The sequence below is a fragment of the Actibacterium atlanticum genome, from assembly GCF_000671395.1.
GTDB lineage: Bacteria > Pseudomonadota > Alphaproteobacteria > Rhodobacterales > Rhodobacteraceae > Actibacterium_D > Actibacterium_D atlanticum.
Genome location: NZ_AQQY01000001.1, coordinates 460,504 through 483,889, shown reverse-complemented (window position 1 = coordinate 483,889; position 23,386 = coordinate 460,504). Strand labels below are relative to the sequence as shown.

Sequence of the window (23,386 nt, the reverse complement as noted above, 5' to 3'; positions counted from 1 at the left end):
GCTCGGAGACGCGACCTCGGTTGCCACGCCCCTCACTGTCACAAAGGATGTCTGGTCTCAGCGCGCAAGAGGGGCACGTTTTCGTGAATGAAATGTCATCCAAACCTTTGCATTATTTCGCTTTTTTGACGTTGGGGCATGCGCCATTTTCCGCCGTCAAGCCCCCCAAACCGGGGTCTCAAGCGAACGTGACAGGGCGCGATCAAAGGGGCGACAATCCGCTGCTTTCCCCTTGCTCGGGACAACAGGATCGGGTTTGCATGCGGTATGTTTTATCGCTTCGCCTTTCTGGCCGCTCTTTTCGCCCTGCCCGCCTTTGCGCAGGACTATCCCGCGCGCCCAAGTCAACCGATCAGCGATCTGGCCGACCTGTTGCCAGAGGACGCTGAGGCCCGACTCAGCGCGCAGATCACCTCTCTGCGCGAAGAAACCGGTGTTGAGCTGCTGCTCCTGACGCTCGATAGCCGTACGCCCTATGCCGCGGCCCCCACGATGGAGGCCTTTGCCACCAACCTGTTCAACCACTGGGGCATTGGCGATGCGGACCGCAATGACGGCATCCTGATCTATGTTGCCCGCTCGGATCGTGAAATGCGGATCGAACTGGGCAGCGGTTTTGGCAGTGACTGGAACCATTTCGCCCGCGACGTGATCGATTCAAACTTCCTGCCCTACTTTCGTGATGACCGTTACGCCGAAGGGATCGAGCGCGGCACCAACGCCGCGATCCGCGATATCGCCCGGCCCTTTGCCCAAGGCGCCCCCGCACCCGAGCCCGACGCCGACAACAGCTGGATCATCTTTGCGCTTTTCGCTGCATCAACTCTGCTGCTGAAGTTCCGTCAGAAACTGGGCGACCTTGGCACAAGTCTGAAACCCTGTCCCAACTGCGGCAATCGCGGATTGCGCCGGTCCCGCAATATCCTGAGCAAGGCCAGCCGCACGGCCGAGGGCCGCGGTGATCGCGTCACGCGGTGTCGTAAATGCGACTATCGGGATGTGACCCCGTACACGATCCGCCGCCTTTCCTCCCGGTCATCTTCGTCAGGCGGCGGGCGGTCTTCGGGCGGTGGGGCCTCGGGGCGGTGGTAAGGCCTATCCGGCCTTTTCCTCCAGCGTCAGCCATTCTTCTTCGGCCTCAGCCAGCGCGGTTTGGCGTTCAACCAGTGCTTCGGTAGCCTTCTGAAACTTCACCGGTTCTTTGGTGAACAAGTCCGGATCCGACATGAACTGTTCCAGCTTGGCAATCTCGGCCTCCAGTCGTTCGATAACGGCCGGCAGCTTTTCAAGACGGTGCTTTTCGGTGTAGCTCAGCCCCTCTGGCTCGGGCTTCACGTCCTGCTTTACCTTCGCCACTTTAGGCTTTGTTTTTGCTTTATTTTCTTTGATTTCTTCGCGTCTCTGCTCGCGGTAATCGCTCCAGCCGCCCGCATAGGTGATGGCGCGCCCGTCGCCCTCCATCGCGATGGTGGTTGAGGCCACACGATCCAGAAAATCCCGGTCGTGGCTGACCAGCAAAACCGTGCCGTCATAGTCGCCCAGCAGCTCCTGCAACAGGTCCAGCGTTTCGACATCCAGATCGTTGGTCGGTTCGTCCAGCACCAACAGATTGCTTTCACGCGCCATGATCTTGGCCAGCAACAGCCGCGCCTTTTCCCCGCCTGAAAGCGAGCGCACCGGCGCACGCGCCTGCGCCTCGTCGAACAGGAACTCTTTCAGATAGCCGACAACGTGCTTAGGGTTGCCGCGCACCATCACCTGATCCGCCTTGCCTGACACTTGCATCCCGGGATCGCTGGTTAGGCTGTCCCACAGGGTCATGTCGCCATCCAACTGATCGCGGTTCTGGTCGAACACCGCCATATGCAGATTGGTGCCAAGGGTCACGGTGCCCTCGTCCGGGGGCATCTGCCCGATCAGCATCTTCAACAGAGTCGTCTTGCCCGCGCCATTGGGGCCAACAAAGGCCACGCGATCCCCGCGCATGACCCGTAAATCAAACGGTTTCAGGATCGCTTTACCGTCAAATGCCTTGGCGATTCCTTTGGCCTCGATGACCCGGCGACCGGACTTCTGCCCCCCTTCCAGCGCCATCTCGGCAGCACCCTGACGGCGGATCATGTTGGCACGCTGTTCGCGCAGGCCCTGCAACGCACGCACCCGGCCCTGATTACGCTTGCGCCGCGCACTGATCCCTTCGACGGCCCAACGGGCCTCGGCCTTGATCTTGCGGTCCAGCTTGTGGCGGGCGGTGTCCTCTTCGTCCCAGGTCTTGTCGCGCCAGGCCTCAAAGGCCTCAAAGCCCTTTTCCTGGCGCCGCACCGCGCCACGATCAATCCACAGGGTGGCACGGGTCAGCGCGCGCAAAAACGCCCGGTCGTGGCTGATCAATACGAACCCCGCGCGGGTCGATTTCAATTGGTCCTCAAGCCAGGCGATGGCTTCGATGTCCAGATGGTTGGTCGGCTCGTCCAGCAGCATCAGCTCGGGCGCTTCGGCCAACAATTTCGCCAAAGCCGCGCGGCGACGTTCTCCGCCAGACGCGGTTTCGACCGGTGTCTCTGGTTTGAACTTTAAACCCTCGGCCACCATATCCACGCGGTATTCTTCCCCTGCGGGCAGATTGGATGCCGCGAAATCGCCCAAGGTGGCAAAGCCCGACAAATCAGGGTCTTGCTCCATATAGCCGACCGAGACCCCAGCCGGGATCACTCTGTCACCCCTGTCAGCATCAACAAGCCCGGCCATGACTTTCATCAAGGTCGACTTGCCCGAGCCGTTGCGCCCAACCAAGGCCACGCGGTCGCCCGGCTGCACCACCAAAGACAAGCCGTCAAACACCGGATTGCCGCCGAAAGTCAGCGAAATATCTGATAGTTGCAGAAGCGGAGCTGGCGCCATGTCAGACCATCGGCTTCATCAGTTCGACCTCGTCACCCGAGATCACTGATGTGTAAAAACAGTTGCGTCGCATCGTGTGGCACGCCGCACCTTCCTGTTCGCAAATCACCAGAATGCAATCACGGTCACAGTCAATCCGCAGGTCAATCAGCTTTTGGGTATGGCCCGAGGTTTCGCCCTTAACCCAAAACGACTTGCGCGAGCGCGACCAATAGGTGACCTTGCCGGTCTCTAACGTGCGCGCCACGGCCTCAGCGTTCATCCAAGCCATCATCAGCACTTCGCCCTCGGGCGATTGGGCGATGGCCGGGATCAGACCCTTGTCATCATATTTAAGCGAGGCGGGATCGAAAGCCATCGGGGCATCCTTTGCATTTGCAACCTGCCCCGCTATGTAGAGAAACGCCGCAAGAAGGGAAAGCCATGAGCGACGACAGCGATCTGATCAAACTCTATTCTGCGCGAATCTTGGCGCTGGCGGCGGATATTCCGCATATCGGAACGCTGGAAACGCCCATGGGCCAGTCCAGCAAACGCGCGCCTTTGTGTGGCTCGACCGTGCGGGTGGATTTGACCCTGGCTGACGGGCGGGTCGCAGACTTTGCCCAGGATGTGAAGGCCTGTGCTTTGGGTCAGGCGGCCGCTTCTGTGGTTGGCAGCCACGTGATTGGCGCGAGCCGCGCGCAATTGCAGCAGGCGCGCGATCAACTGGCAGCGATGCTCAAAGACAACGGCCCCGTGCCGGATGCCCCCTTTGACGAGCTTGAGGTTTTGATCCCTGCACGCGAATACGGCAACCGGCATGGATCGATTTTGCTGTCGCTGGACGCCACATTGGATGCCTTTGATCAGGCCCAGAACGCCGCCTGCGCCTAAAAAAACCGCCGCTCTCCTGGGGAAGGAGGCGGCGGCAAGTCGCAGATCGGGGGCCGGGGTGGGCAAAGCAAGAGGCACGCTTTGCCAAGGTGACAGGCAGTGTCGCATCAGGCGTTGGGGACAAATGATGCAGACCCCGGGCTAAATCCGCAGGCAGAAAAGGGTAACTCAGACCAGCGACGGCAAGTGCAGGCTGGCCATCAGCATCACGATCAATGCAACGGCACCAACAGCGTCTTGCAACAGGGTTGCGGGCGAGCGGCGCAGTACAGTTTTCACATCGTTCAACATGGCGGGCATTCCTTGCGTTAACCAGTCTTGTTGCCCCTTTGTTCTCAAATTGGGAACAGTTTGTAAAGAACTTTTTGAGAACATTTGCGAACAAACAGGAACAAACCCGTTAACCAATTGAAATCAAACGGATCGCTTTATCCTGTTCCATCAGCCACAAAAGCACCCGCGCCGCCTGCCCACGCGGGGTTTCCAATGTGGGGTCGTCAGACAGCAATTTTCGGGCATCATCTTGGGCGACGGCCATCAGCGCCGACTGTCGTTCCATATCCGCCACGCGGAACCGCGGAACGCCTGATTGCGCCGTTCCGATCAAATCCCCGGCGCCGCGCATGGCAAGGTCTTCTTCGGAAATGCGGAAGCCATCTTCGGACTCGCGCAAAATCTCCAACCGGCGACGCCCGCCTTCCGACAACGGAGATTGATACATCAGCAAACAAGTCGAGGCCGCCGCCCCGCGCCCGACCCGCCCGCGCAGCTGGTGTAGTTGCGCCAGACCAAAGCTTTCGGCCTGCTCGATAACCATGATCGAGGCATTGGGCACGTCTACGCCAACCTCGATCACCGTGGTGGCCACCAAAACGGATGTCTCTGCGGCTTGAAACGCGGCCATCGCCGCGTCTTTTTCGGCCGGGGGCATCTGGCCATGCACCAGCCCAACACGACCGTCACCCAAAGCAGCGCGCAGGGTTTTAAAGCGTTCTTCGGCCGCCGTCATATCGACGCTTTCGCTTTCCTCGACCAGCGGACAGACCCAATAAGCCTGACGCCCCTCAGCAATCGCGCCGCGCAAGTGTTCGATGACCTCGTCCATACGGCCTTTGGACACCAGCGCCGTTTTCACCGGTTTGCGTCCGGGCGGTTTTTCATCCAGAACCGAGACATCCATATCGCCATATTGCGCCAGAGACAGCGAACGCGGGATCGGCGTGGCCGTCATCACCAGCATATGCGCCCCGGCGCCCTTTTGCGTCAGCTCCATTCGCTGGGCCACACCAAACCGATGCTGTTCATCGACAATTGCCAGACGAAGATCCTGAAAATGAACGTCTTTTTGGAACACCGCATGGGTACCGACCAGAATATGGATGTCCCCGCGCGCCAGCGCTGCCAGCTTGGCAGCGCGCTCGCTCCCCTTGTCACGGCCGGTCAGAATTTCCAGAACCACGCCCGCACTTTCGGCCAGCGGCTGCAACCCGGCCAAGTGCTGACGCGCCAGAATTTCCGTGGGGGCCATCATCACCGCCTGCCCGCCCGATTCCACCGCAACCAGCAAGGCCATCAACGCCACCAACGTCTTTCCGGCCCCAACATCCCCCTGCAAAAGCCGGTTCATCCGCGTCGGCTGCGCCATGTCTCGTGCGATTTCGTCAAACGCACGTGTTTGCGCGCCGGTCGGGGCATAGGGCAAAGCGTCCAACACTTTTTGGCGCAACCTTCCATCGCCTTCGCAGGGGATACCTTTGCCCCGTTTCAAGGCCTGCCGCGCAAGGGCAAGTGTCAGTTGATGGGCGAAAAGCTCATCATAGGCCAAACGTTGCCGCGCCGGATGGGTTGGGGCCAGTTCGTTGGCGCCCACAGGCCTATGGACCTTGCGCAGCGCCGGGGCCCAAGCGGGCCACCCCTCGCGCAGCACCAATGCCGGATCGCACCATTCATCCAACTTCGGCACGCGCTCCAGCGCCGAGCCGATCGCCTTGACCATCAGCTTTTGCGTCACGCCCGAAGTCAGCGGATAGACAGGTTCGTAGTCAGGGATTGCATCGGCCTCTTCCGGGCGCAGGATGTGTTCGGGGTGGGCGATCTGGGCGTAGCCATCGAACAGCTCGACCTTCCCTGAAACCACCCGTCTCTGCCCCGTAGGCAATTGATTTTGCAGGTATCTATCGTTGGCGTGAAAGAAGACCAACTGAAACTCTGTCTCGGCGTCCTGCACAAAAACCCGGTACGGTCGGCCCCGGCCCGACGGCGCGGAGTGGCGGCCCACTTCAACCTCAACCGTCGCGACCTCGCCCGGTGATACATCTTTAATCGAGGCCCGTTTGGCCCGATCCACCCCGGCATACGGCAGGGTGAACAACAGATCGCGCGGCTTTTCCACCTGCATTTGTGCAAAATGCTTGGCGGTTTTGGGCCCGATCCCATCCAACCCCTCCAGCTTGGCAAACAGCGGAAACAGGATATCCGGGCGGCTGCTCATCCGATCAGTGCCAGCCAAGTATCTTCGTCAATCACTTCGATCCCCAGATCGGCGGCTTTCTTGGCCTTAGAGCCTGCACCCGGCCCGGCCACCAAAAGATCGGTTTTCTTGGACACCGACCCCGAGACTTTAGCGCCCAACGCCTCGGCCCGCGCTTTGGCTTCTGCCCGGGTCATCTTTTCTAACGTACCGGTAAACACCACCGTTTTGCCGGCGACCGGGCTGTCGGTCGCGGCACGCTCGGCATCCTGGATGGCCAGTTGCGCCACCAGCCGGTCGATCATTGCGCGTTCTTTGGCGTTGCCAAAGGCTTTCGCCAAAGAGGTCGCCACGGTTGCACCGATACCGTCAATCGCGTCAATCTCAAGAAACGAGGCTTTGGCGCCTTCGGGCAAAGGAGGGGTGGCCCAAATCTCTTCGCGCACACGCGCAATGTTGGCCCGTCGTCCCTGCGCCTTCGCGGCGGCCCGCTCTGCCTGCACTGCGACTTGCGTCGCGAGGTGACGATCAACGGCAGGGAGCGCCCGATCAACGGTTTGCACCAGCTTTTCCCAGCTTATGAAATTCTGGGCCAAGTCCTTCGCTGCGGCTTCGCCCACATGCCTGATGCCAAGCGCAAAAATCACGCGATTTAAAGGGATTGAACGGCGTTCTTCAATTGCATCGAACAGGTTTTGCGCCGATTTATCCCCCCAGCCTTCACGGTTTTTCAGCTGCTGAATACCGCTGCCAAATCGCTCTTGCAGGGTAAAGATATCGGCTGGTTCCTTGATCCAGCCATCAGCGTGGAACTGCTCCACCTGTTTGGCGCCCAGCCCTTCGATGTCAAACGCCCCGCGTGAGACGAAATGCTTTAGCTTTTCAATCGCTTGCGCCGGGCAAATCAGCCCCCCCGTGCAGCGGCGCACGGCATCGCCCTCTTCGCGGATCGCGGCAGAGCCACATTCGGGACAAACCTTGGGAAAGATAAAGGGCGTGGCATCCGCAGGTCGATTGGACAGATCTACATCCGCCACTTTCGGGATCACATCGCCTGCGCGGTAAACCTGTACCCAGTCGCCCACGCGGATATCTTTACCGCCGCGGATTTCATTGCCATTGCTGTCCCGACCAACGATGTAGTCCTCGTTATGTAACGTCGCATTCGACACCACCACGCCGCCCACCGTCACCGGCTGCAGCCGCGCAACCGGGCTAAGTGCACCAGTGCGTCCAACCTGAATTTCGATGGCTTCCAGTCTGGTCCAGGCCAGCTCGGCCGGGAATTTATGCGCCGTTGCCCAACGCGGCGTGGTCGAGCGGAACCCCAGACGTTCCTGAAAGGCCAGATCGTTCACCTTGTAGACCACACCGTCGATGTCATAGCCCAAAGAGGCCCGTTGCATTTCGATATCACGATAGTGGGAAATCATCTGGCCGGGGCCGTCGCACAGCGCCGTCAGCGGGTTGGTATGAAACCCCAGCGCATGCAGCCGGTCAATCGCCCCCTTTTGCGTATCTGCCAGAGGCTCGGACACCACGCCCCAAGCATAGGCGAAAAACCGCAGTGGGCGCGCCTTGGTGATCGTTGCATCCAACTGGCGCAAAGACCCCGCCGCCGCGTTGCGTGGATTGGCAAAAGTCTTTTGGCCTGCCTGATCCTGCCGCGTGTTCAGCGCATCAAAATCAGCGTGGCTCATATAGACCTCGCCGCGGACCTCCAGAACGTCGGGGGCGTTTTGCAGGATCTGGGGAATATCGGAAATGGTGCGGGCATTGGCGGTGACATTTTCGCCGGTTTCACCATCCCCACGCGTGGCCGCTTGCACCAATTGGCCCTGCTCATACCTTAAAGACAGCGACAGCCCGTCGATCTTGGGCTCGGCGGTGTAAGACAGGGGCGCGTCCGCGCCTAGACCCAGGAAGTTTCGCACCCGCTGATCAAAGTCTTCAACATCGTCATCGGTGAAGGCATTACCCAAAGACAGCATGCGCTGTGCGTGGGCCACTTTGGAAAACCCTTCGGCGGGTGCGGCCCCGACTTTGTTCGACGGGCTGTCGGCCCTTTTCAAATGCGGAAAACGCGCCTCGATCGCGACATTGCGCCGTTTCAGCGCATCATAATCAGCATCGGAAATTTCAGGCGCATCATCCCGGTGATAGGCCTGATCTGCCCGCGCCAAAGCCTTGGCCAGCTGTGCCAGCTCCACGCGTGCCTGATCTTCGCTTAGCATGTCGACTAGAATTTCATCGCCCATGTGGGTCCTCTCCGCGCTGTCCTCCAAGTGATAGGAGGACAGCGCGAAGAGGTCCAGAGTGGTAGCAGCCTCTGGGGGGACGAAGAACAGCGCGCAAGGCCAAACGCGCTATTCAGGGGAACCCAATTAAGCGCCGATCGCGATTTGATCCTGAATGTCATCGGAAACCGGCGACGGATCGCGCAGCACATAGCCGCGGCCCCAGACGGTTTCGATATAGTTTTCGCCGCCCGTGGCCTGACTTAGCTTCTTACGCAGCTTGCAGATAAAGACGTCGATGATTTTCAGCTCTGGCTCATCCATGCCGCCATAAAGATGGTTCAAGAACATCTCTTTGGTCAGGGTGGTGCCCTTACGCAGGCTCAGAAGCTCCAGCATCTGGTATTCTTTACCCGTCAGATGCACCGTCTTGCTATCAACATCCACTGTTTTGGCATCAAGGTTAACGGTGATACGGCCGGTGCGGATCAGGCTTTGGGCATGACCCTTGGAACGGCGGATGATCGCGTGGATGCGGGCGACCAATTCTTCCCGATGGAACGGTTTCGTCAGATAGTCATCTGCCCCAAAACCGAATCCCTTGATCTTGTTTTCCGTGTCATCTGCCCCCGATAGGATCAGGATCGGTGTTTCGACGCGGGCCAGACGCAGCTGACGCAGCACTTCGTGCCCATTCATGTCCGGAAGGTTAAGATCCAAAAGGATCAAATCGTAGTCATAAAGTTTCGCCAGATCGATCCCTTCCTCACCCAAATCGGTGCAATACACGTTCAGATTGGCGTGGGTCAGCATCATTTCGATGCTCTTTGACGTCGTGGGATCGTCTTCGACCAGGAGGATACGCATGGTTAAAATCTCCGCTAATAGATCGCTCTTTCCCCAACTGTGGATATTAATGGTTAATTGCACGTTACTAATGTAAACAGATTAGCCATACAATTTAAGGTTGTCTATAGCGCTGCAACTTCGTGGCCTTTAAAGCTTTGATTCCGTGCGAAGAAATCGCCTTGCGCCAGCTGTCTAATTCTTCAACAGACAGGCTGTAACGTGCCAAAGCCTCCTCCTCCGAGATAAGTCCGGCGGCGACAGCCTTAACCACGGCGGCTTTGCGCCGGGCCACCCAACGCTTGGTATCCACCGGTGGCAGATCAGCGCGACTCATCGTGGATCCGTCGGGCAAAGTGACAGAGCGCGGCCCATCAATGCGTTTGATATACATGGGATCAGTTCCTGGCTTCGTGATAGGGTGAATTTCGCGCCCGTGCCTTAACGGGCGATGAAGCCGGGTCTTGAGACTATCTTGCATTTTCATATATTGCGTCGGACTTCCGGAAAGGTAACCGCACATGACCAGCGCAACGCTGAACTCTTTGGGCTTCGCAAAGCCCCCCTCCGAAACCCGCGTCGTGGTGGCGATGTCTGGCGGCGTGGACAGCTCGGTTGTGGCCGCACAGCTGAAAGAAGAGGGCTATGACGTCGTCGGCGTCACCCTGCAGCTGTATGATCACGGGGCTGCATTGGCCAAGAAAGGCGCTTGTTGTGCCGGGATCGACATCCACGATGCGCGCCGCGTGGCCGAGGAAATGGGCTTTCCGCATTACGTGCTGGATTATGAGAACATTTTTAAGGATGCGGTGATTGATGAGTTCGCCGACAGCTATCTGGGCGGTGCAACTCCGGTGCCCTGCATCCGCTGCAATGAGCGGGTGAAGTTCAAGGACCTGTTGGAAACCGCCCGCGACCTTGAAGCCGACTGCATGGCCACCGGCCATTACATCCAGCGCAAGACGGGCGATTTCGGGCCCGAGCTGCACTCCGCCGCCGATACCAACCGCGATCAAAGCTATTTCCTGTTCTCGACCACGCCAGAGCAGCTGGAGTATCTGCGATTTCCGCTGGGGCATCTGCCGTCCAAGGATGCGACGCGCGAGTTGGCCTCGAAATACGGGCTGGCCGTGGCGGACAAGCCCGACAGTCAGGATATCTGTTTCGTACCCAATGGCGATTATGCATCGGTGATCGAAAAGCTGCGCCCGGGCGCCGCTGAACCCGGCGAGATCGTCCATGCGGATGGTCGCGTTCTTGGCACCCACAACGGGGTGATCCATTACACCATTGGCCAGCGGCGCGGGCTTGGCATCGGCGGACTAACCGAGCCGCTTTACGTGGTGAAGCTGGATGTGGACGCCAAACAGGTGATCGTCGGCCCCAAAGAGATGCTGGCCACCCGCACCATCCCCGTACGCGAGATCAACTGGCTTGGAGACGAAGCGATGACCTCGCGGCCAGAATGGGAAATCAGCGTGCGTGTGCGCTCGACCCGCCCACCGCGCCCGGCGATCTTGCGCCCGATCAGCGACACAGAAGCCGAAGTCGAGCTGCTGACCGCCGAAGAAGGCGTCAGCCCGGGCCAGGCTTGTGTGTTCTACGCCAATGAAGGCTCGCGCATTTTCGGTGGTGGCTGGATATGGCGGGGCTAAGGTTTTCGTAGGACAATGGGCTATAAAAATAAGGCTTGCGACGTTCCCGTGCGCCCCGTAAAAACAATTAATCTTGTTTAAAGGTGACCTTTTGAAAAAAACATCGATTATCGATAGCGGCGATCAGCTCTCGACGGACCCGTCGGTCAAGCCGTCTCGGTCCGACAAAATTGCTTTTCTGTCTTTGGCCGTAATACTCGCCGCTGCATTCGTCCGCGGTATAAGCGCTTAATTCGCCGCACAGTTCGAATGAAACAAAACTGCTGGTTCTTTGATTGGGCCCCCTACCCGACCGCTGCAAGAATGATCGACACCTTCGGTGGCTCTGTGACGCTCACCGGTTTTGATGAGATCGAAAACTCCGAATATTTGCCTCCGGTTGTGCGCTACTGGCGCCGCATGGATGGATTGTTTGTTTTCAACATAATATTTGATGAAAACAACAGCCTTGGGTCAGCTCTGCTTTCGAATACCGACTGCATCAAACTAGCAGGGCTCGCCGCAACAGAGATCAAAATCAAACTCGGCATACGCCCCAAAAGCCTTACATCGTGCAACCTGCTGTCCAAATGGCGATCACAGGATTGGCCGACAATCTCTTTGCGCCCCATCAAACTTGCCGATGCGAACGAGTTAACCCCCGAAAACGTACAAGAGGTTCTTTCGGATGACGCGCGGTTGTCCAAACTTCGCTCTATCCCAGCGGGCAAGACCCTTTTGTCAGAGCCCCTAGCGCTTTTTCACTATCGCAGGCGGTTCTCGGATATCTTCGAAAAAGGGTACGAAGTTCGGGACGTCTTGCGCGACTATCGCCCCTCGCTCGCCCGCCGTCTTGGACTGCCTTTCCGGCTTTACACGTGGCACGCCCCGGTGGTCGGCGTCGTGCTATATGCCTGTTTGCTTGCGTTTTGGCACTATGCGCGCAGTTCTTACGCCAATGAGCACACCGAAGGCGGCCTAACGAACGAAGACATTCAACGTACGGTCACAGACTATTTCGACAACATCAGCATTGTATGCTTGGTCGTGCTGGTCTGGCTGATGCTGTCGATCGTCTTGATCCGGCGAAACCGAACCCTGCGCGCCATTCAGAAAGCAACTGAAATTCTGCGGTTTGGCAATATCTACTGCTGTGTCCTAAGCAATGTAGCGAGCAGTTCGAATGACGCGGATGCCCCTTATTACACCGAAGGCGATTTCTCGGACGCGATTGATGTCCTAACGGACCTGAAAGAAAACGAGATAGAGAAACGGCGCACTAATTTCGTGCTGATTGGTTTGTGTATCCTATTCTTCTCGGTTCCGATGTTTAATGATTTGGGACCGGGTATTCTTGGGGAATACGTGCGCGACTATGTCACCAAGTTTCTGGAATTACGCGGATAAGGCCTATGAAATCCCGGCCAGAACTGCGCGCGCCGCGCGCAGGCCGGGGGCATCGCCGCCTTTGCCCAGCAAATGCATCGCTTCGGCGGCAGCGGCCACCTGCGTTGCACGCGCCTGAGGGTCATCCAACAGCTCCAGCAAGGCGCCAGAAATCAGATCGGGCTTACAGCGTGCGCCGATACATTCAGGCACAGCTTTTTCGCCAGTGATGATATTGGTCAGGGTCACCGTATCAATCTTGGCCAGGCTTTCGATAATCTTGCGGCTGATCCAGTTCATGTCATAGGCCACAACCATGGGCACCCCTGCCGCGGCCAGCTCCAGACTGACCGTGCCCGAGGCAGCCAGCGCTACCGAGCCGGCGGCAAAGGCCGTGCGCTTGCGCGCTTCGGCCTGATCTGCAGTCAACCCGCTTGGGTCCAGCACCACCGGGGCACCGGGCCATGTGGCGGCAGCAGCTTTGACAGCATCAATCACCGAAGGCGCGGCAGGCACCAACACCCGCAATGACGGATGACGGGCCAGAACCGGTTTTAGGGCCTCGCCAAAAATCGGCGCCAGACGGCCAACCTCGGCCTTGCGAGACCCGGGCAGCACCAACAGAATTTTACTTTCGGGTGGAAAGCCCAATTCGCTTCGCAGCTGGGCGATATCCGCGTCCGAGGGCTGTTCCACAGCGGCCACAGGATGGCCGACAAAGTCACATTGCATCCCCTCTGCCTCCATATACGGCGGCTCGAAAGGGAACAGTGCCAGCACATGATCAATGATCGGCGCCATCTTGCGGGCCCGGCCCGCGCGCCATGCCCAGACCGTGGGGGCGACATAATGCACCGTGCGCACATCGCTGGCCGCTTTGACCCGTTTGGCCACGCGCAGGCTGAAATCGGGCGCATCTATGGTGATCAGCGCATCGGGCTTTTCAGCCACGACCATATCGGCACATTGGTTGATCCGGCGCATCAAAGCGTTGTACTTGGGCAGCACTTCAACGATGCCCATCACCGAGAGCTCCTCCATCGGGAACAGGCTTTGCAGCCCCTGCGCTTGCATCAAGGGGCCACCAACCCCCATGAATTCAACCTGATCGCCCAGCTCGGCGCGCAGGCCGGCCATCAAAGCACCACCCAAGGCATCGCCTGAGGGTTCACCGGCGATCAGAAAGAAGCGTTTCACGGTTCTTGCACCCAGATGAAAATTCCGGCCTTTTCAGCGGCCTCTTGCACCGCTGCCCGGTTCAAAACCATGACCCCACCGCTTTCCAGAACGATGCCCGACAGGCCCGCCTTGGCGACTTGATCAACCGTATCGGGGCCGATTGCGGGCAGGTCGATCCGACGATCCTGACCGGCTTTGGGCGCCTTTACAAACACGCCGCCCTGCCCGGTTCGGGTTTGGGCGACGAAGTCCAGCATCGCGCGGGTACCCGGCAGGGTTTCAATCGCCAGACATTGCCCCGCGGCCACCACGACGCCCTGCCCTAGGTCCAGCGGACCAAGCGTAGCCAAAATCTCTTGCGCCCGGGCCAAATCAGCGGCATCGCGCCCCTCGGGCGCGGCCCCCGTCAAAGCCCCCGGCGCAGGCAACAGGCCCGGCACCACGTCCGAGGCCCCGACGACTTTGAAGTCAAACTCTTCAAACACCGCAATCACCCCGCGCAAAAGCGCATCGTCGCCCTGCTGAAACAGGGGCAACAAATGCGGCAAGACTTGTTGTGCGGTCTGCGGGTCGATCATCTCCGGGTTCAGATTGGGGCGGGTGATGGCCCCGGCAAAAACCACCTGATCAATCCCATCCTGCCCCATGCGCTGAAACAGCATCGCCAGACGTTCAATCATGAACTCTTCAACAGGCAGCCCGTCAGGGTTGTCCATCGAGAACCCCGCCACCTGATAAATGGCAAAGTCAGATCCCTGTGCCCCCATCGCCCGGGCCAAAAGTGCAGGCAGCCCACCTGCCCCGGCAATAATCGCTGTTTTGGTCATGGCTTAGCTCGGAGTCAGATAGGAACGGTCAGTTTCGCCAAGGACGAAATCGACAACCTCGCGCACGTAGTCACTGTCGGTTTCATCGGACAGGCGTTTGGCCCGTTCCTGAAAGGTGCCTTCGCCTTGGGCAAGTGCCTGAAACGCTGCGCGCAGCGCGGTGATATCGGCCCGGCTGACGCCTTTGCGTTTCAATCCAACAAGGTTCAGCCCATCCAGCACGCCGCGCGGCCCCTGAACCAACCCATGCGGGATCACGTCATTGGTGACCATGCTCAGCGCACCGATGATCGCCCCCTGTCCGATCCGCACCCATTGATGAATGCCAGACAAACCGCCGATGATCACATCATCCGAAATCACGCAATGCCCGGCCACAGCCGAATTATTCACCACAATGACCCGGTCGCCCACAATCACATCATGGGCAATGTGACAGCCCGCCATAAACAGCCCATCGTCGCCCACACGGGTTTCACCGCCCCCCCCGGCGGTCCCAGTGTTCATCGTAACATGTTCGCGGATCCGGTTGCGTTTGCCGATGTTCAGGCTGGTTTTTTCGCCGTCAAATTTCAGGTCCTGCGGAATTTCTCCAATCACCGCAAAGGGGAAGATCACCGTGTCTTCACCCACCGAGGTCAGACCGGTAACAACCACATGGCTTTTTACCTCAACACCGCGGGCCAGCGTCACATCCGGGCCGATCAGGCTGAAGGCGCCCACGGTGACATCAGGGCCAATCACCGCCCCCTCTTCGATCACCGCCGAGGCGTGAATCTTTGCGCTAGGGTCAATCGCCATGATTTTATTCCGCAGGCAGGTCGATCATGGCGGCAAAGTCGCACTGGCAGGCCAGTTCACCTTCGACGCTGGCTTCGCCTGCAAACTTCCAGACCTTGGCGCCGGGCTTGCCGCGCAGGGTGGTGATCTTCAACTCTAGCACGTCGCCGGGCACAACCTTGCGGCGGAATTTGCAGTTGTCGACCGACATGAAATAGACCAGCAGGTCCTTATCTTCCATGCCATTGGACACGCCAACCATCACCGCCGCAGTCTGGGCCAAGGCCTCGACGATTGTCACGCCGGGCATAATCGGTGTCGCGGGAAAGTGGCCCTGAAAATGCGGCTCGTTCATCGAAACGCATTTGATACCGACAGCCGATGTATTCGCCACCACGTCACGTACGCGATCAACCAGCAAGAACGGGTAGCGATGCGGGATCAAGCGTTTGATATGATCGATATCTACAGTCGGGATGGGCTGCTCAGTCATGGTGTCTGTCCTTTGCACAAGTTACCTTGTTTGCGTTCATGGCCTAGCAACTGACTGCGCCGGGCACAAGCGTCACTGCTCTTGTGAGGGGGTTTCGGGCGCCGATGTACTGTCTTCGTCACCGGACATCAGGCGCTGGTCAAGCCGGGCAATAACCTCTTGGGTGATGTCAATTTGTTGGGCCGACAGGATCACCGACTGGCTTTCCAGCACCAGTACCGCACCGCGTTCGCGCACCAGTTCGGCAACGATGGGAAGCGCGGCGGCATAGAACTGTTTTTGCGCTTCGTCACGGCGCTCATTCAAAGCGCGCAACTTGCTGTCCTGAGCCTGCCGGATTTCCACCACCCGCGCATCAAAAGCCGCAGCCTTCTCGCGAAATCCCTCGGGTGTCATCTGAGGGCGTTCTTCTGTCAGATCTTGCTCTTCGGCAATCAGATCGGCCTCAATCCGGCGGTTTTCCATCGTTAGAGCTTCGCGCTCGTCTTCAAGCGCCGCCAACATCGCCTTGCCATAGGCGGAGTCGTTGAAAAGTTGCTCTTGATCCACCGTCAGCACCGGAGAGCGCAACACCGGCGCAGGTGCATCCTGCGCAAGGCAAGGCCCCGCTGTCGCCAGCAGGGCCGAGAAGATCAAAGCACCGGAAAAGCGCATCAGAACCGCGTCGAAACAGTCAGTTCGAACTCTTGCGTACGGTCATAGGGGCGTTTTTCCAGCGGTTTGGCAAAGTTGAACCGCAGCGGCCCAAGAACCGTATCCCAGAAAATCGAGACCCCTACCGCCGAGCGCAGGTGGAAACCGTCATCTACACCCCAGCTATTATCATAATTGAGACCCCAAACCGCGCCAAAATCTGCGAATACACCGCCGGTAATGCCGATTTCTTCGTCAATCCCCAACGGGAATTCGGCTTCGAAGCGGGCAACAGCAAAGGTGTTCCCCCCCAGAGCCTGCTCATTTGACGATGCCAGATCACGGGGGCCAATCCCTGCGGACTGGAAGCCACGGATCTTGCCGCTGGCAAAGAACCGGTCAATTGCCCGGCTGGAGCCACTGATCATCTGCAGCAAGCCGCCTTCAAACTCGGCGCGCAGGGTGACGTCTTCGTTGAAGATGCGTTTTTCAGCGGCCACCAGAATGTTGGTTTCAAGATACTCTGTATCGCCACCCAGCCCGGCCAATTCCTGACTCAGGCGGAACAGAACACCGGCATTGGGGTCAAGACCAACATCGCGCGTGTCCATCGAATAGGTATAGCCGATCGAGCTGGTGATCTGCGGCCCCTGCGCCGTCTCAAACGTGATGATCGCCGAGTCACCGGTGTAGTTCGTCATATCCTCTTCTTCGATCGTGTACTGCAGCCCAAGGCGGCTGAATTCACTGATCGGGAAGATGATTGAGGGCGAGAAGCCAACACGGGTGGTGTCATAGGCATTGCTGAACTGGTTGTCGGTCTTGGAGTAATACGCATTCAAACCAAAGCCTGACTTACGACCCAGGAAAGAGGGTTCTACAAAGTTAAAACTCAGGCTGCGCGACTCCGAAGACGTATCGAAGGATAGGCCGATGGTCTGTCCGCGCCCCAGAAAGTTGCGCTCGGTGAAGCTTACGTTCGCACCGGTCCCGTCGTCGGTTGAATAGCTCAGACCAAAGGCCAAAGACCCGGTGGGTTGTTCTTCGACATCGACATCCACGATCACCTGATCGGTAGAAGTGCCTTCGCGCGCGTTGACCTCGGCATTGGAAAAGAAGCCCAACGCACGAATACGTTCCGCGGAATCGCGGATGGCGCGCGGATTGAACGGATCACCTTCAACCGTATCGAATTGACGACGAATGACGTTGTCCAGAGTGGTCGCGTTGCCTTCGATGTCGATGCGTTCCACGAACACACGCGGTCCTTTTTCGATCACAAAGTCCACATCCAGCGTCAAATCGCGATCATTGCGGGTGATGCGCGGGGAGACACGGATGAAATCCAGCCCTTGTCGCAGAGCCAGAGCCTCGAGCCGCTGAACATTATTTTCAACCAGACTGGGCGAATAGACAACGCCAGAACGCAGCGCCAGCGCTTCCTGATAGACCTCGGGGTCGATCTCAGCCAGATCGCTGATCGCTGTGACTTCACCCACACGGAACTGCTGGCCTTCGCGCAGGTTGAACGTGATGACAAAGCTGTCACGGTTTCGGGTCAGCTCGGGCGTGACCGACAGAACCTGAAAATCAATGTAGCCGCGCGACAGATAGAAATCCTGCAGCACCTGTTTGTCGAAATCGATCCGGTCGGCAACGAAAGTGTCCGAACGCAGGATCGAACGGAAAATACCTGCCTGTTTGGTTTCAAGCACGCGGCGCAGGCGGCGGCCCGAAAACTCGCGGTTGCCAACAAAGGAAATCCGGTTGATTTCAACCACTTTGCCTTCGGTGACTTCGAACACCAGATCGACGCGGTTGTCGCTGCGGCGAATGATGCGTGGGGTTACGGTGGCAGCGACGCGGCCCTGAACTTCATAGGCGGTGACAATCTCGGCGGCATCCGCTTCGGCCGCTGACGGGCTGTACACCCGGCGCGATTGCGATCGGATGATGGTTGCAAGCTCTTCATCTTTAAGCAGCTTGTTGCCTTCAAAATTGATGATGTTGATGGTCGGGTACTCGACCACTTCAATCACCAGTTTGGACCCACGCGGCGTCACGGTGACCTGCTCAAACAAGCCCGAATCCACAATCGCCTGATAGGCGGTGTTCAGCTGCCCTGCGCTGACCGTCTGGCCCCGACCGATTCCCGCATAGGATAGGATGGTGGCGCCATCGACGCGTTGGTTACCGACGATTTCAACCGTAGTGAAGCGATAGCTTTGCGCTTCGGCGATGTCTGGTTTGACCAGGGAAACCGTTGAAAAAGAAAGAAAAAACAAAAGCGCAAGCTTGCAAAGGCCTGCTGCGGGGCTTGGCAGAGCCCCGAGAATACCGCCAAATTTAGTGGTCATCGGTTTGTCCCGTGGTGACGCAGTTCATTGCGTCCTGACTAGCTGGAAAGCCCAGACATGTCAAAAGGCACCAAACGCAAAAAGCGCCCTATCACCAAATGGCGGGGCGCTTGCAAATAATTCAGATCGTTGTGGTGTTCAGAGCAGCGAGCCCAAGAACGCGCCACCGGTCAGAGCCCCGAAAATCGCGGCGAAATAGAACAGGCGATCCCAGTTCACGGTGAACAGGACGCGCAGGCCATTGTAACCCTCTGCGATGGTATCCATTTTTGCGCCCTCCTTCTTTTACAGGCGTTGCTTGTGCAGCCTGTCTATCGGGATATTATGGCAGGAATGGGGCGCGGATGTGCCCTGTTACGGGCAGAACAGATCGTTGCTGATGGCAAACAACATCATGCCCAACAGGAAGGTCAGACCCAAAGTCATCAACGCATTCAACGCACGATCCGACGGCGGCTTGCCCACCAAGGCTTCATAGGTGTGAAATACCAGATGCCCGCCATCCAGCACCGGAATCGGGAACAGGTTCAACAGGCCGACCGCAGTTGACAGTACGGCGATGAACCAGATGAAGCTGCTCAGCCCTTGGCTGGCCGCCGCGCCCGAGGTTTCAGCGATGCCCAGCGGGCCACGCAGGTTGCACGAGCTGATCGCGCCCGAAACCATATGATACAGCCCTGAAAGCGACTGTGTCACAACCATCCAGGTCTGATCCGCGCCATAGCCCAAAGCGGTACCAATGCCCGGTGTCTGGGTTTGCGGCGTAAAGAACAGCCCGCCCGTCATCCCGATCAGCCAGCGGGTTTCAAACCCGCCATCAGGCTGCGGCATATCCACCCGTTTGGGGGCAAGCGTGATCTCTTGGCTGGCCCCCTCGCGCCAGATGGTCAGCACCAGGTCACGACCGTCTGATCCGGTAACAATCTCTTGCAGGCTGCTGAACGAGGCCAACGGAGCCCCGTCAATCGCGGTGATCACATCGCCCACCTTCAACCCGGCCTCAATCGCCGCCGATTGCGGCTGAACCCCAGCCACCAGCGGTGGGAAAGGATACGGGCCCGGGACCTCGATCAATTGCCCATCGCGGGTCACGGTATAGGGCAGGACGGGTTCAACCGGGACCTGCGATACAACATCATAAAACGCGGCAAAATCAGGTGTTTCGCGCCCATCGATCGCTGCGATCACATCCCCGGGTCGCAAATCGCCCAGCTCGGTCGGCAGCGATTGCAGCTCGGCGATGGTCGGAGGCTCAACGGCCTCTCCCTCAAACATAATCACGCCGGCAAAGACGAAAATCGACAAGACAAAGTTGAAGAACGGCCCCGCCGCCACCGTCGCCGCGCGCGCCCAAAGCGGCGCGCCATGCATGGTATGGCGCAGGGTTTCGGCATCCATCTCGGCCAGATCATCGCTGGCACGGTCACTGGCCACGCCGGCATCGCCCAGAAACTTAACATAGCCGCCAAAGGGCAAGGCCGCGATCTGCCAACGGGTGCCCCATTGATCCTCTCGCGAAAGCAGCTTGGGACCAAAGCCAATCGAAAACACCTCGGCATGAATGCCGCACATCCGGCCAACAATATAGTGGCCGTATTCATGCACGGTAACGATCACGCTTAGCGCCAGAACAAAAGCGCCCAGCGTATAGAGTACATTCCCGAACGACGGAATAAGACCGATAATGTCCATTAAAACTACCTTGCTGGCGACTGCTCTAAAACTTCGGGCCTTATTTGCCGAATTGTTCGACTTTGGTCCAGTTCAAATGCACCCTTGCGGCGAAAGAAGCCAAATTTACGGCGATTTTCGTGTTTTACTGGGGGCTCAAGGAAAAATTGTCTGTGTCAAAAGGTGAATACGGGCATTGGCAGAACATGCGCCACAACCATCAGACAAAGTGCTGCGCCGATCAGCCCGTCAAACCGGTCCATCAAACCGCCATGCCCGGGCAGGATGTTTGAACTGTCTTTCACGCCAAGTTTTCGTTTGATCGCACTCTCGGCGATATCACCCATCTGCGCCGCGAAGGCCACCAGCACTGAAATCAGGACAAGCGCCCCTACCCCGCTGACAAAAGGTGCAAAAGCCAGCCCGACCGCCGCAGCGCCAACCCAGCCCGCGACCGTACCCGACCAGGTTTTCTTGGGGCTGATTGCCGGCCAGAATTTCGGGCCGCCCAAACTGCGCCCGGCGAAATACCCAGCCACATCGCTGGCAATCACCACCAGCACCATCCACAGGATCGTCCCAACCCCGCCCGAGTGGCGAAATTCAATCAATACATAGCCGCACAGCAAGATCGCAAAACCATAAAGCGCGATCATCACCGGGTGGCGCTTCAGCAAAGACATCCCCACCAACCCCGGCGCCGCCAGCACGGGGAACACATAGAAGATGGGTAAAAACCGCGCCAGGATCACCGTAACGGCGCCCAAAACGCCCAACTGAATCGCCTTGGCGGGCTTTTCAGGCGCAATCATCCGGGCCAGTTCCCAGATCATCACGCCACTGGCCACGGCGACCAGCGCCAGAAACCAGACCCCGCCCAGCCAGATCGCCCCGATCCCGACCACGGCCATCACCGCCGCCGTCATGAGGCGCGGCTTCAGGTCTTCCCATTGCGCGGCCATCAGGCCTTCACCCCGCCATAGCGGCGATCACGCAGCGCATATTTGTCGATAATTTCGCCAAAAACCTTGGGCGTGAAGTCGGGCCACAGGACCGGCGTGAATTCATACTCGGCGTAAGCGGACTGCCACAGCAGAAAATTGGAAATCCGCGCCTCGCCACTGGTGCGAATGACCAGATCAGGGTCGGGCAACAGGCACGTATCCAGGAAACTTGCCAGAGTTTCGTCATTCACGTCTTCGGGGTCCAGACGCCCTGCCGCGACTTCGCGTGCCAGACGTTTGGTGGCGCGGGCGACTTCATCGCGGCCACCATAATTGATGGCGATGGTCAGATGCACCGCATCATTATGCGCGGTCATCTCTTCCAACTCGTTCATCAACGAAACCAGATTGGCTTCCAACCGGTCGCGATCGCCAATGAACCGAACCCGCACCCCCGCCTTCAGCAAGGCCTTGGCCTCGGACTGGATATAGCGGCGAAACAGCGTCATCAGCCCGGCAACTTCGGTCTGGGTGCGTTTCCAATTCTCGGTCGAAAAGGCAAAGATCGTCAGGTATTTTATGCCCAGATCCGGGCAGGCTTTGACGATGTCGCGCACACGCTTGGCGCCTGCCTGATGGCCAAACAACCGCGGGCGCCCGCGATTCTGGGCCCAGCGACCATTGCCATCCATAATGATAGCGACGTGCTGAGGCCCGTTCTCATTTTGCGATTTTGCGGCCAATGGGCCCCTTTCCAGGTCACGCAGGCGGTTATACCTGCATGATCTCCTGTTGCTTGTTCTCAAGTGCGGCATCGACCTTGGCGATATGCGCGTCGGTCAGCTCTTGCACTTCATCATGCCAGATTTTGTGATCATCTTCGCTCATGCCGTCGTTCTTGGCTTTTTTCAGCTGATCCATGCCATCACGGCGCACGTTACGCACCGCAACGCGCGCATTTTCAGCGTATTGCGCAGCAACCTTGGTCAGTTCACGGCGGCGTTCTTCGTTCAGCTCGGGAATAGGCAGCATGACGATGGTACCGTTGGTCTGCGGGTTGATCCCCAGTCCCGATTCCATGATCGCCTTTTCCACCTTGGCCACCAGCGACTTGTCCCACACATTGATGGTGACCATGCGCGGTTCGGGAACATTGACGGTGCCCACCTGATTAAGCGGCGTCATCGACCCATAAGCATCGACGTTGATCGGCTCGACCATCGCGGCCGAAGCCCGGCCGGTGCGAAGCGAGGAAAATTCCTGCTTCAGGGCAGCCAGCGCGCCATCCATGCGGCGCTCCAGATCGTCCAGATCAATCTCAAACTCGTCCTCAGACATGCCCATCCCTTTCTTTTCTTGGCTCTTGGGGCCAGTTTCGGCCCACCAGCTATGCCTTATCCATGCACGATTGTATAGGTGCCATCCCCGGCCAGAATGGTTTCAAACCCACCCGGCTCATCCAGAGAGAACACAATGATCGGCAGGTCATTGTCACGCGCCAGAGCAATCGCCGAAGCATCCATAACGCCAAGATGCTTTTGCAGTACATCATCATAGGTGATGTCTTCATAGCGCACCGCATCGTCAAACTTGACCGGATCTTTGTCATAGACCCCATCCACCTTGGTGCCCTTAAAGATCGCTTCGCAGTTCATCTCATTGGCGCGCAGGGTGGCGGCAGTGTCGGTGGTGAAATAGGGGTTGCCCGTGCCGGCAGCAAAAATACAAACCCGTTTCTTTTCGAGGTGGCGCACGGCGCGGCGCCGGATGTAGGGCTCGGCCACCTCATCCATGCGGATCGCGGTGATCACCCGGCTGTGCACGCCTTGTGCCTCCAGCGCGGATTGCATCCCCAGCGCGTTCATCACGGTCGCCAGCATGCCCATGTAATCGGCGGTGGTACGTTCCATGCCTTGCGCGCTGCCCTGCAGCCCGCGAAAGATGTTGCCGCCACCGATGACCATGCAAATCTCGACACCCAGATCATGGCACTTCTTCACTTCCTTGGCGATGCGCTCGACCGTTGGCGGATGCAGGCCAAAGCCCTGATCCCCCATCAGGGCCTCGCCGGAAATCTTCAACATGACACGACGATACGTCGGCGTCGGCTGGGTTTCAGTTCCGTCGCTCATTACTTGCCCCTTACAACTTG

General features: G+C 58.4%; 23 protein-coding genes. 4 read left to right on the top strand and 19 right to left on the bottom strand.

What is annotated here, in order from left to right:
- The first annotated feature begins 267 nt into the window (after positions 1–267).
- A complete protein-coding gene (locus ATO10_RS15840; protein WP_051597893.1) occupies positions 268–1,092 on the top strand; it encodes a TPM domain-containing protein in 825 nt (274 codons plus the stop codon).
- A 3-nt stretch (positions 1,093–1,095) separates the two neighbouring features.
- On the opposite strand, the gene ATO10_RS02405 is transcribed toward ATO10_RS15840, so the two are convergent.
- Together ATO10_RS02405 and hisI are read right to left on the bottom strand one after the other, a co-directional pair.
- Positions 1,096–2,901, bottom strand: coding sequence for an ABC-F family ATP-binding cassette domain-containing protein (locus ATO10_RS02405; RefSeq protein WP_035247505.1), 1,806 nt, complete (start codon positions 2,899–2,901; stop codon positions 1,096–1,098).
- A 1-nt stretch (position 2,902) separates the two neighbouring features.
- Positions 2,903–3,259, bottom strand: coding sequence for a phosphoribosyl-AMP cyclohydrolase (gene hisI, locus ATO10_RS02400; protein WP_035247502.1), 357 nt, complete (start codon positions 3,257–3,259; stop codon positions 2,903–2,905).
- Between the two features lie 65 nt (positions 3,260–3,324).
- On the opposite strand from hisI, the gene ATO10_RS02395 reads away from it, so the two are divergent.
- Complete coding sequence (locus ATO10_RS02395; RefSeq protein ID WP_035247501.1) at positions 3,325–3,777, top strand: iron-sulfur cluster assembly scaffold protein; 453 nt, start codon at positions 3,325–3,327, stop codon at positions 3,775–3,777.
- Positions 3,778–3,945: 168 nt separating this feature from the next.
- On the opposite strand, the gene ATO10_RS16675 is transcribed toward ATO10_RS02395, so the two are convergent.
- The 5 genes from ATO10_RS16675 to sciP form a co-directional block, all read right to left on the bottom strand.
- Positions 3,946–4,068 (bottom strand): hypothetical protein, encoded by a 123-nt coding sequence (locus ATO10_RS16675; RefSeq protein ID WP_272945274.1) that lies wholly within the window; start codon positions 4,066–4,068, stop codon positions 3,946–3,948.
- Positions 4,069–4,177: 109 nt separating this feature from the next.
- Positions 4,178–6,268: an ATP-dependent DNA helicase RecG gene (recG, locus tag ATO10_RS02390; RefSeq protein WP_035247500.1), complete on the bottom strand. Its 2,091-nt coding sequence runs from the start codon at positions 6,266–6,268 to the stop codon at positions 4,178–4,180.
- A complete protein-coding gene (gene ligA, locus ATO10_RS02385) occupies positions 6,265–8,505 on the bottom strand; it encodes an NAD-dependent DNA ligase LigA (RefSeq protein WP_035247499.1) in 2,241 nt (746 codons plus the stop codon). The genes recG and ligA overlap by 4 nt, the downstream gene beginning before the upstream one ends.
- Positions 8,506–8,631: 126 nt before the next feature.
- Complete coding sequence (ctrA, locus tag ATO10_RS02380) at positions 8,632–9,351, bottom strand: response regulator transcription factor CtrA (RefSeq protein ID WP_035247497.1); 720 nt, start codon at positions 9,349–9,351, stop codon at positions 8,632–8,634.
- A gap of 94 nt (positions 9,352–9,445) precedes the next feature.
- Positions 9,446–9,724 carry a CtrA inhibitor SciP gene (gene sciP, locus ATO10_RS02375; RefSeq protein ID WP_035247496.1) on the bottom strand — a complete coding sequence of 93 codons (279 nt, stop codon included), beginning with the start codon at positions 9,722–9,724 and terminating at the stop codon, positions 9,446–9,448.
- 127 nt (positions 9,725–9,851) lie between these two features.
- Between sciP and mnmA the strand changes: the two genes are divergently transcribed.
- Together mnmA and ATO10_RS02365 are read left to right on the top strand one after the other, a co-directional pair.
- Positions 9,852–10,985, top strand: coding sequence for a tRNA 2-thiouridine(34) synthase MnmA (mnmA, locus tag ATO10_RS02370; protein WP_035247494.1), 1,134 nt, complete (start codon positions 9,852–9,854; stop codon positions 10,983–10,985).
- A gap of 303 nt (positions 10,986–11,288) precedes the next feature.
- Positions 11,289–12,371, top strand: coding sequence for a hypothetical protein (locus ATO10_RS02365; protein WP_155886673.1), 1,083 nt, complete (start codon positions 11,289–11,291; stop codon positions 12,369–12,371).
- Between the two features lie 3 nt (positions 12,372–12,374).
- On the opposite strand, the gene lpxB is transcribed toward ATO10_RS02365, so the two are convergent.
- The 12 genes from lpxB to pyrH form a co-directional block, all read right to left on the bottom strand.
- Positions 12,375–13,547, bottom strand: a complete 1,173-nt coding sequence (gene lpxB / locus ATO10_RS02360) for a lipid-A-disaccharide synthase (protein WP_051597892.1) — start codon at positions 13,545–13,547, stop codon at positions 12,375–12,377.
- On the bottom strand, positions 13,544–14,356 hold the full coding sequence (locus ATO10_RS02355; RefSeq protein WP_035247486.1) for an LpxI family protein: 813 nt from the start codon (positions 14,354–14,356) through the stop codon (positions 13,544–13,546). The genes lpxB and ATO10_RS02355 overlap by 4 nt, the downstream gene beginning before the upstream one ends.
- A 3-nt stretch (positions 14,357–14,359) precedes the next feature.
- Positions 14,360–15,157, bottom strand: a complete 798-nt coding sequence (lpxA, locus tag ATO10_RS02350; RefSeq protein ID WP_035247483.1) for an acyl-ACP--UDP-N-acetylglucosamine O-acyltransferase — start codon at positions 15,155–15,157, stop codon at positions 14,360–14,362.
- A 4-nt stretch (positions 15,158–15,161) separates the two neighbouring features.
- Entirely contained in the window at positions 15,162–15,629 is a 468-nt protein-coding gene (fabZ, locus tag ATO10_RS02345) for a 3-hydroxyacyl-ACP dehydratase FabZ (protein WP_035247480.1), read from the bottom strand.
- A gap of 72 nt (positions 15,630–15,701) precedes the next feature.
- Positions 15,702–16,283 carry an OmpH/Skp family outer membrane protein gene (locus tag ATO10_RS02340; protein WP_035247477.1) on the bottom strand — a complete coding sequence of 194 codons (582 nt, stop codon included), beginning with the start codon at positions 16,281–16,283 and terminating at the stop codon, positions 15,702–15,704.
- Positions 16,283–18,619, bottom strand: coding sequence for an outer membrane protein assembly factor BamA (bamA, locus tag ATO10_RS02335; protein ID WP_081806398.1), 2,337 nt, complete (start codon positions 18,617–18,619; stop codon positions 16,283–16,285). The genes ATO10_RS02340 and bamA overlap by 1 nt, the downstream gene beginning before the upstream one ends.
- Positions 18,620–18,757: 138 nt before the next feature.
- The gene (locus tag ATO10_RS16670; protein ID WP_272945273.1) at positions 18,758–18,886 is read right to left on the bottom strand and encodes a hypothetical protein; all 129 of its coding nucleotides are present in this window, start codon (positions 18,884–18,886) and stop codon (positions 18,758–18,760) included.
- Between the two features lie 87 nt (positions 18,887–18,973).
- On the bottom strand, positions 18,974–20,311 hold the full coding sequence (gene rseP, locus ATO10_RS02330) for an RIP metalloprotease RseP (protein WP_035247474.1): 1,338 nt from the start codon (positions 20,309–20,311) through the stop codon (positions 18,974–18,976).
- 155 nt (positions 20,312–20,466) lie between these two features.
- Entirely contained in the window at positions 20,467–21,252 is a 786-nt protein-coding gene (locus ATO10_RS02325; RefSeq protein ID WP_035247471.1) for a phosphatidate cytidylyltransferase, read from the bottom strand.
- Complete coding sequence (locus ATO10_RS02320) at positions 21,252–22,049, bottom strand: isoprenyl transferase (protein WP_081806397.1); 798 nt, start codon at positions 22,047–22,049, stop codon at positions 21,252–21,254. Before ATO10_RS02320 ends, ATO10_RS02325 begins: the two co-directional genes overlap by 1 nt.
- Positions 22,006–22,572 carry a ribosome recycling factor gene (frr, locus tag ATO10_RS02315; protein WP_035248289.1) on the bottom strand — a complete coding sequence of 189 codons (567 nt, stop codon included), beginning with the start codon at positions 22,570–22,572 and terminating at the stop codon, positions 22,006–22,008. Before frr ends, ATO10_RS02320 begins: the two co-directional genes overlap by 44 nt.
- A gap of 56 nt (positions 22,573–22,628) precedes the next feature.
- Entirely contained in the window at positions 22,629–23,366 is a 738-nt protein-coding gene (gene pyrH / locus ATO10_RS02310) for a UMP kinase (RefSeq protein ID WP_035247465.1), read from the bottom strand.
- Between the last annotated feature and the right edge of the window lie 20 nt (positions 23,367–23,386).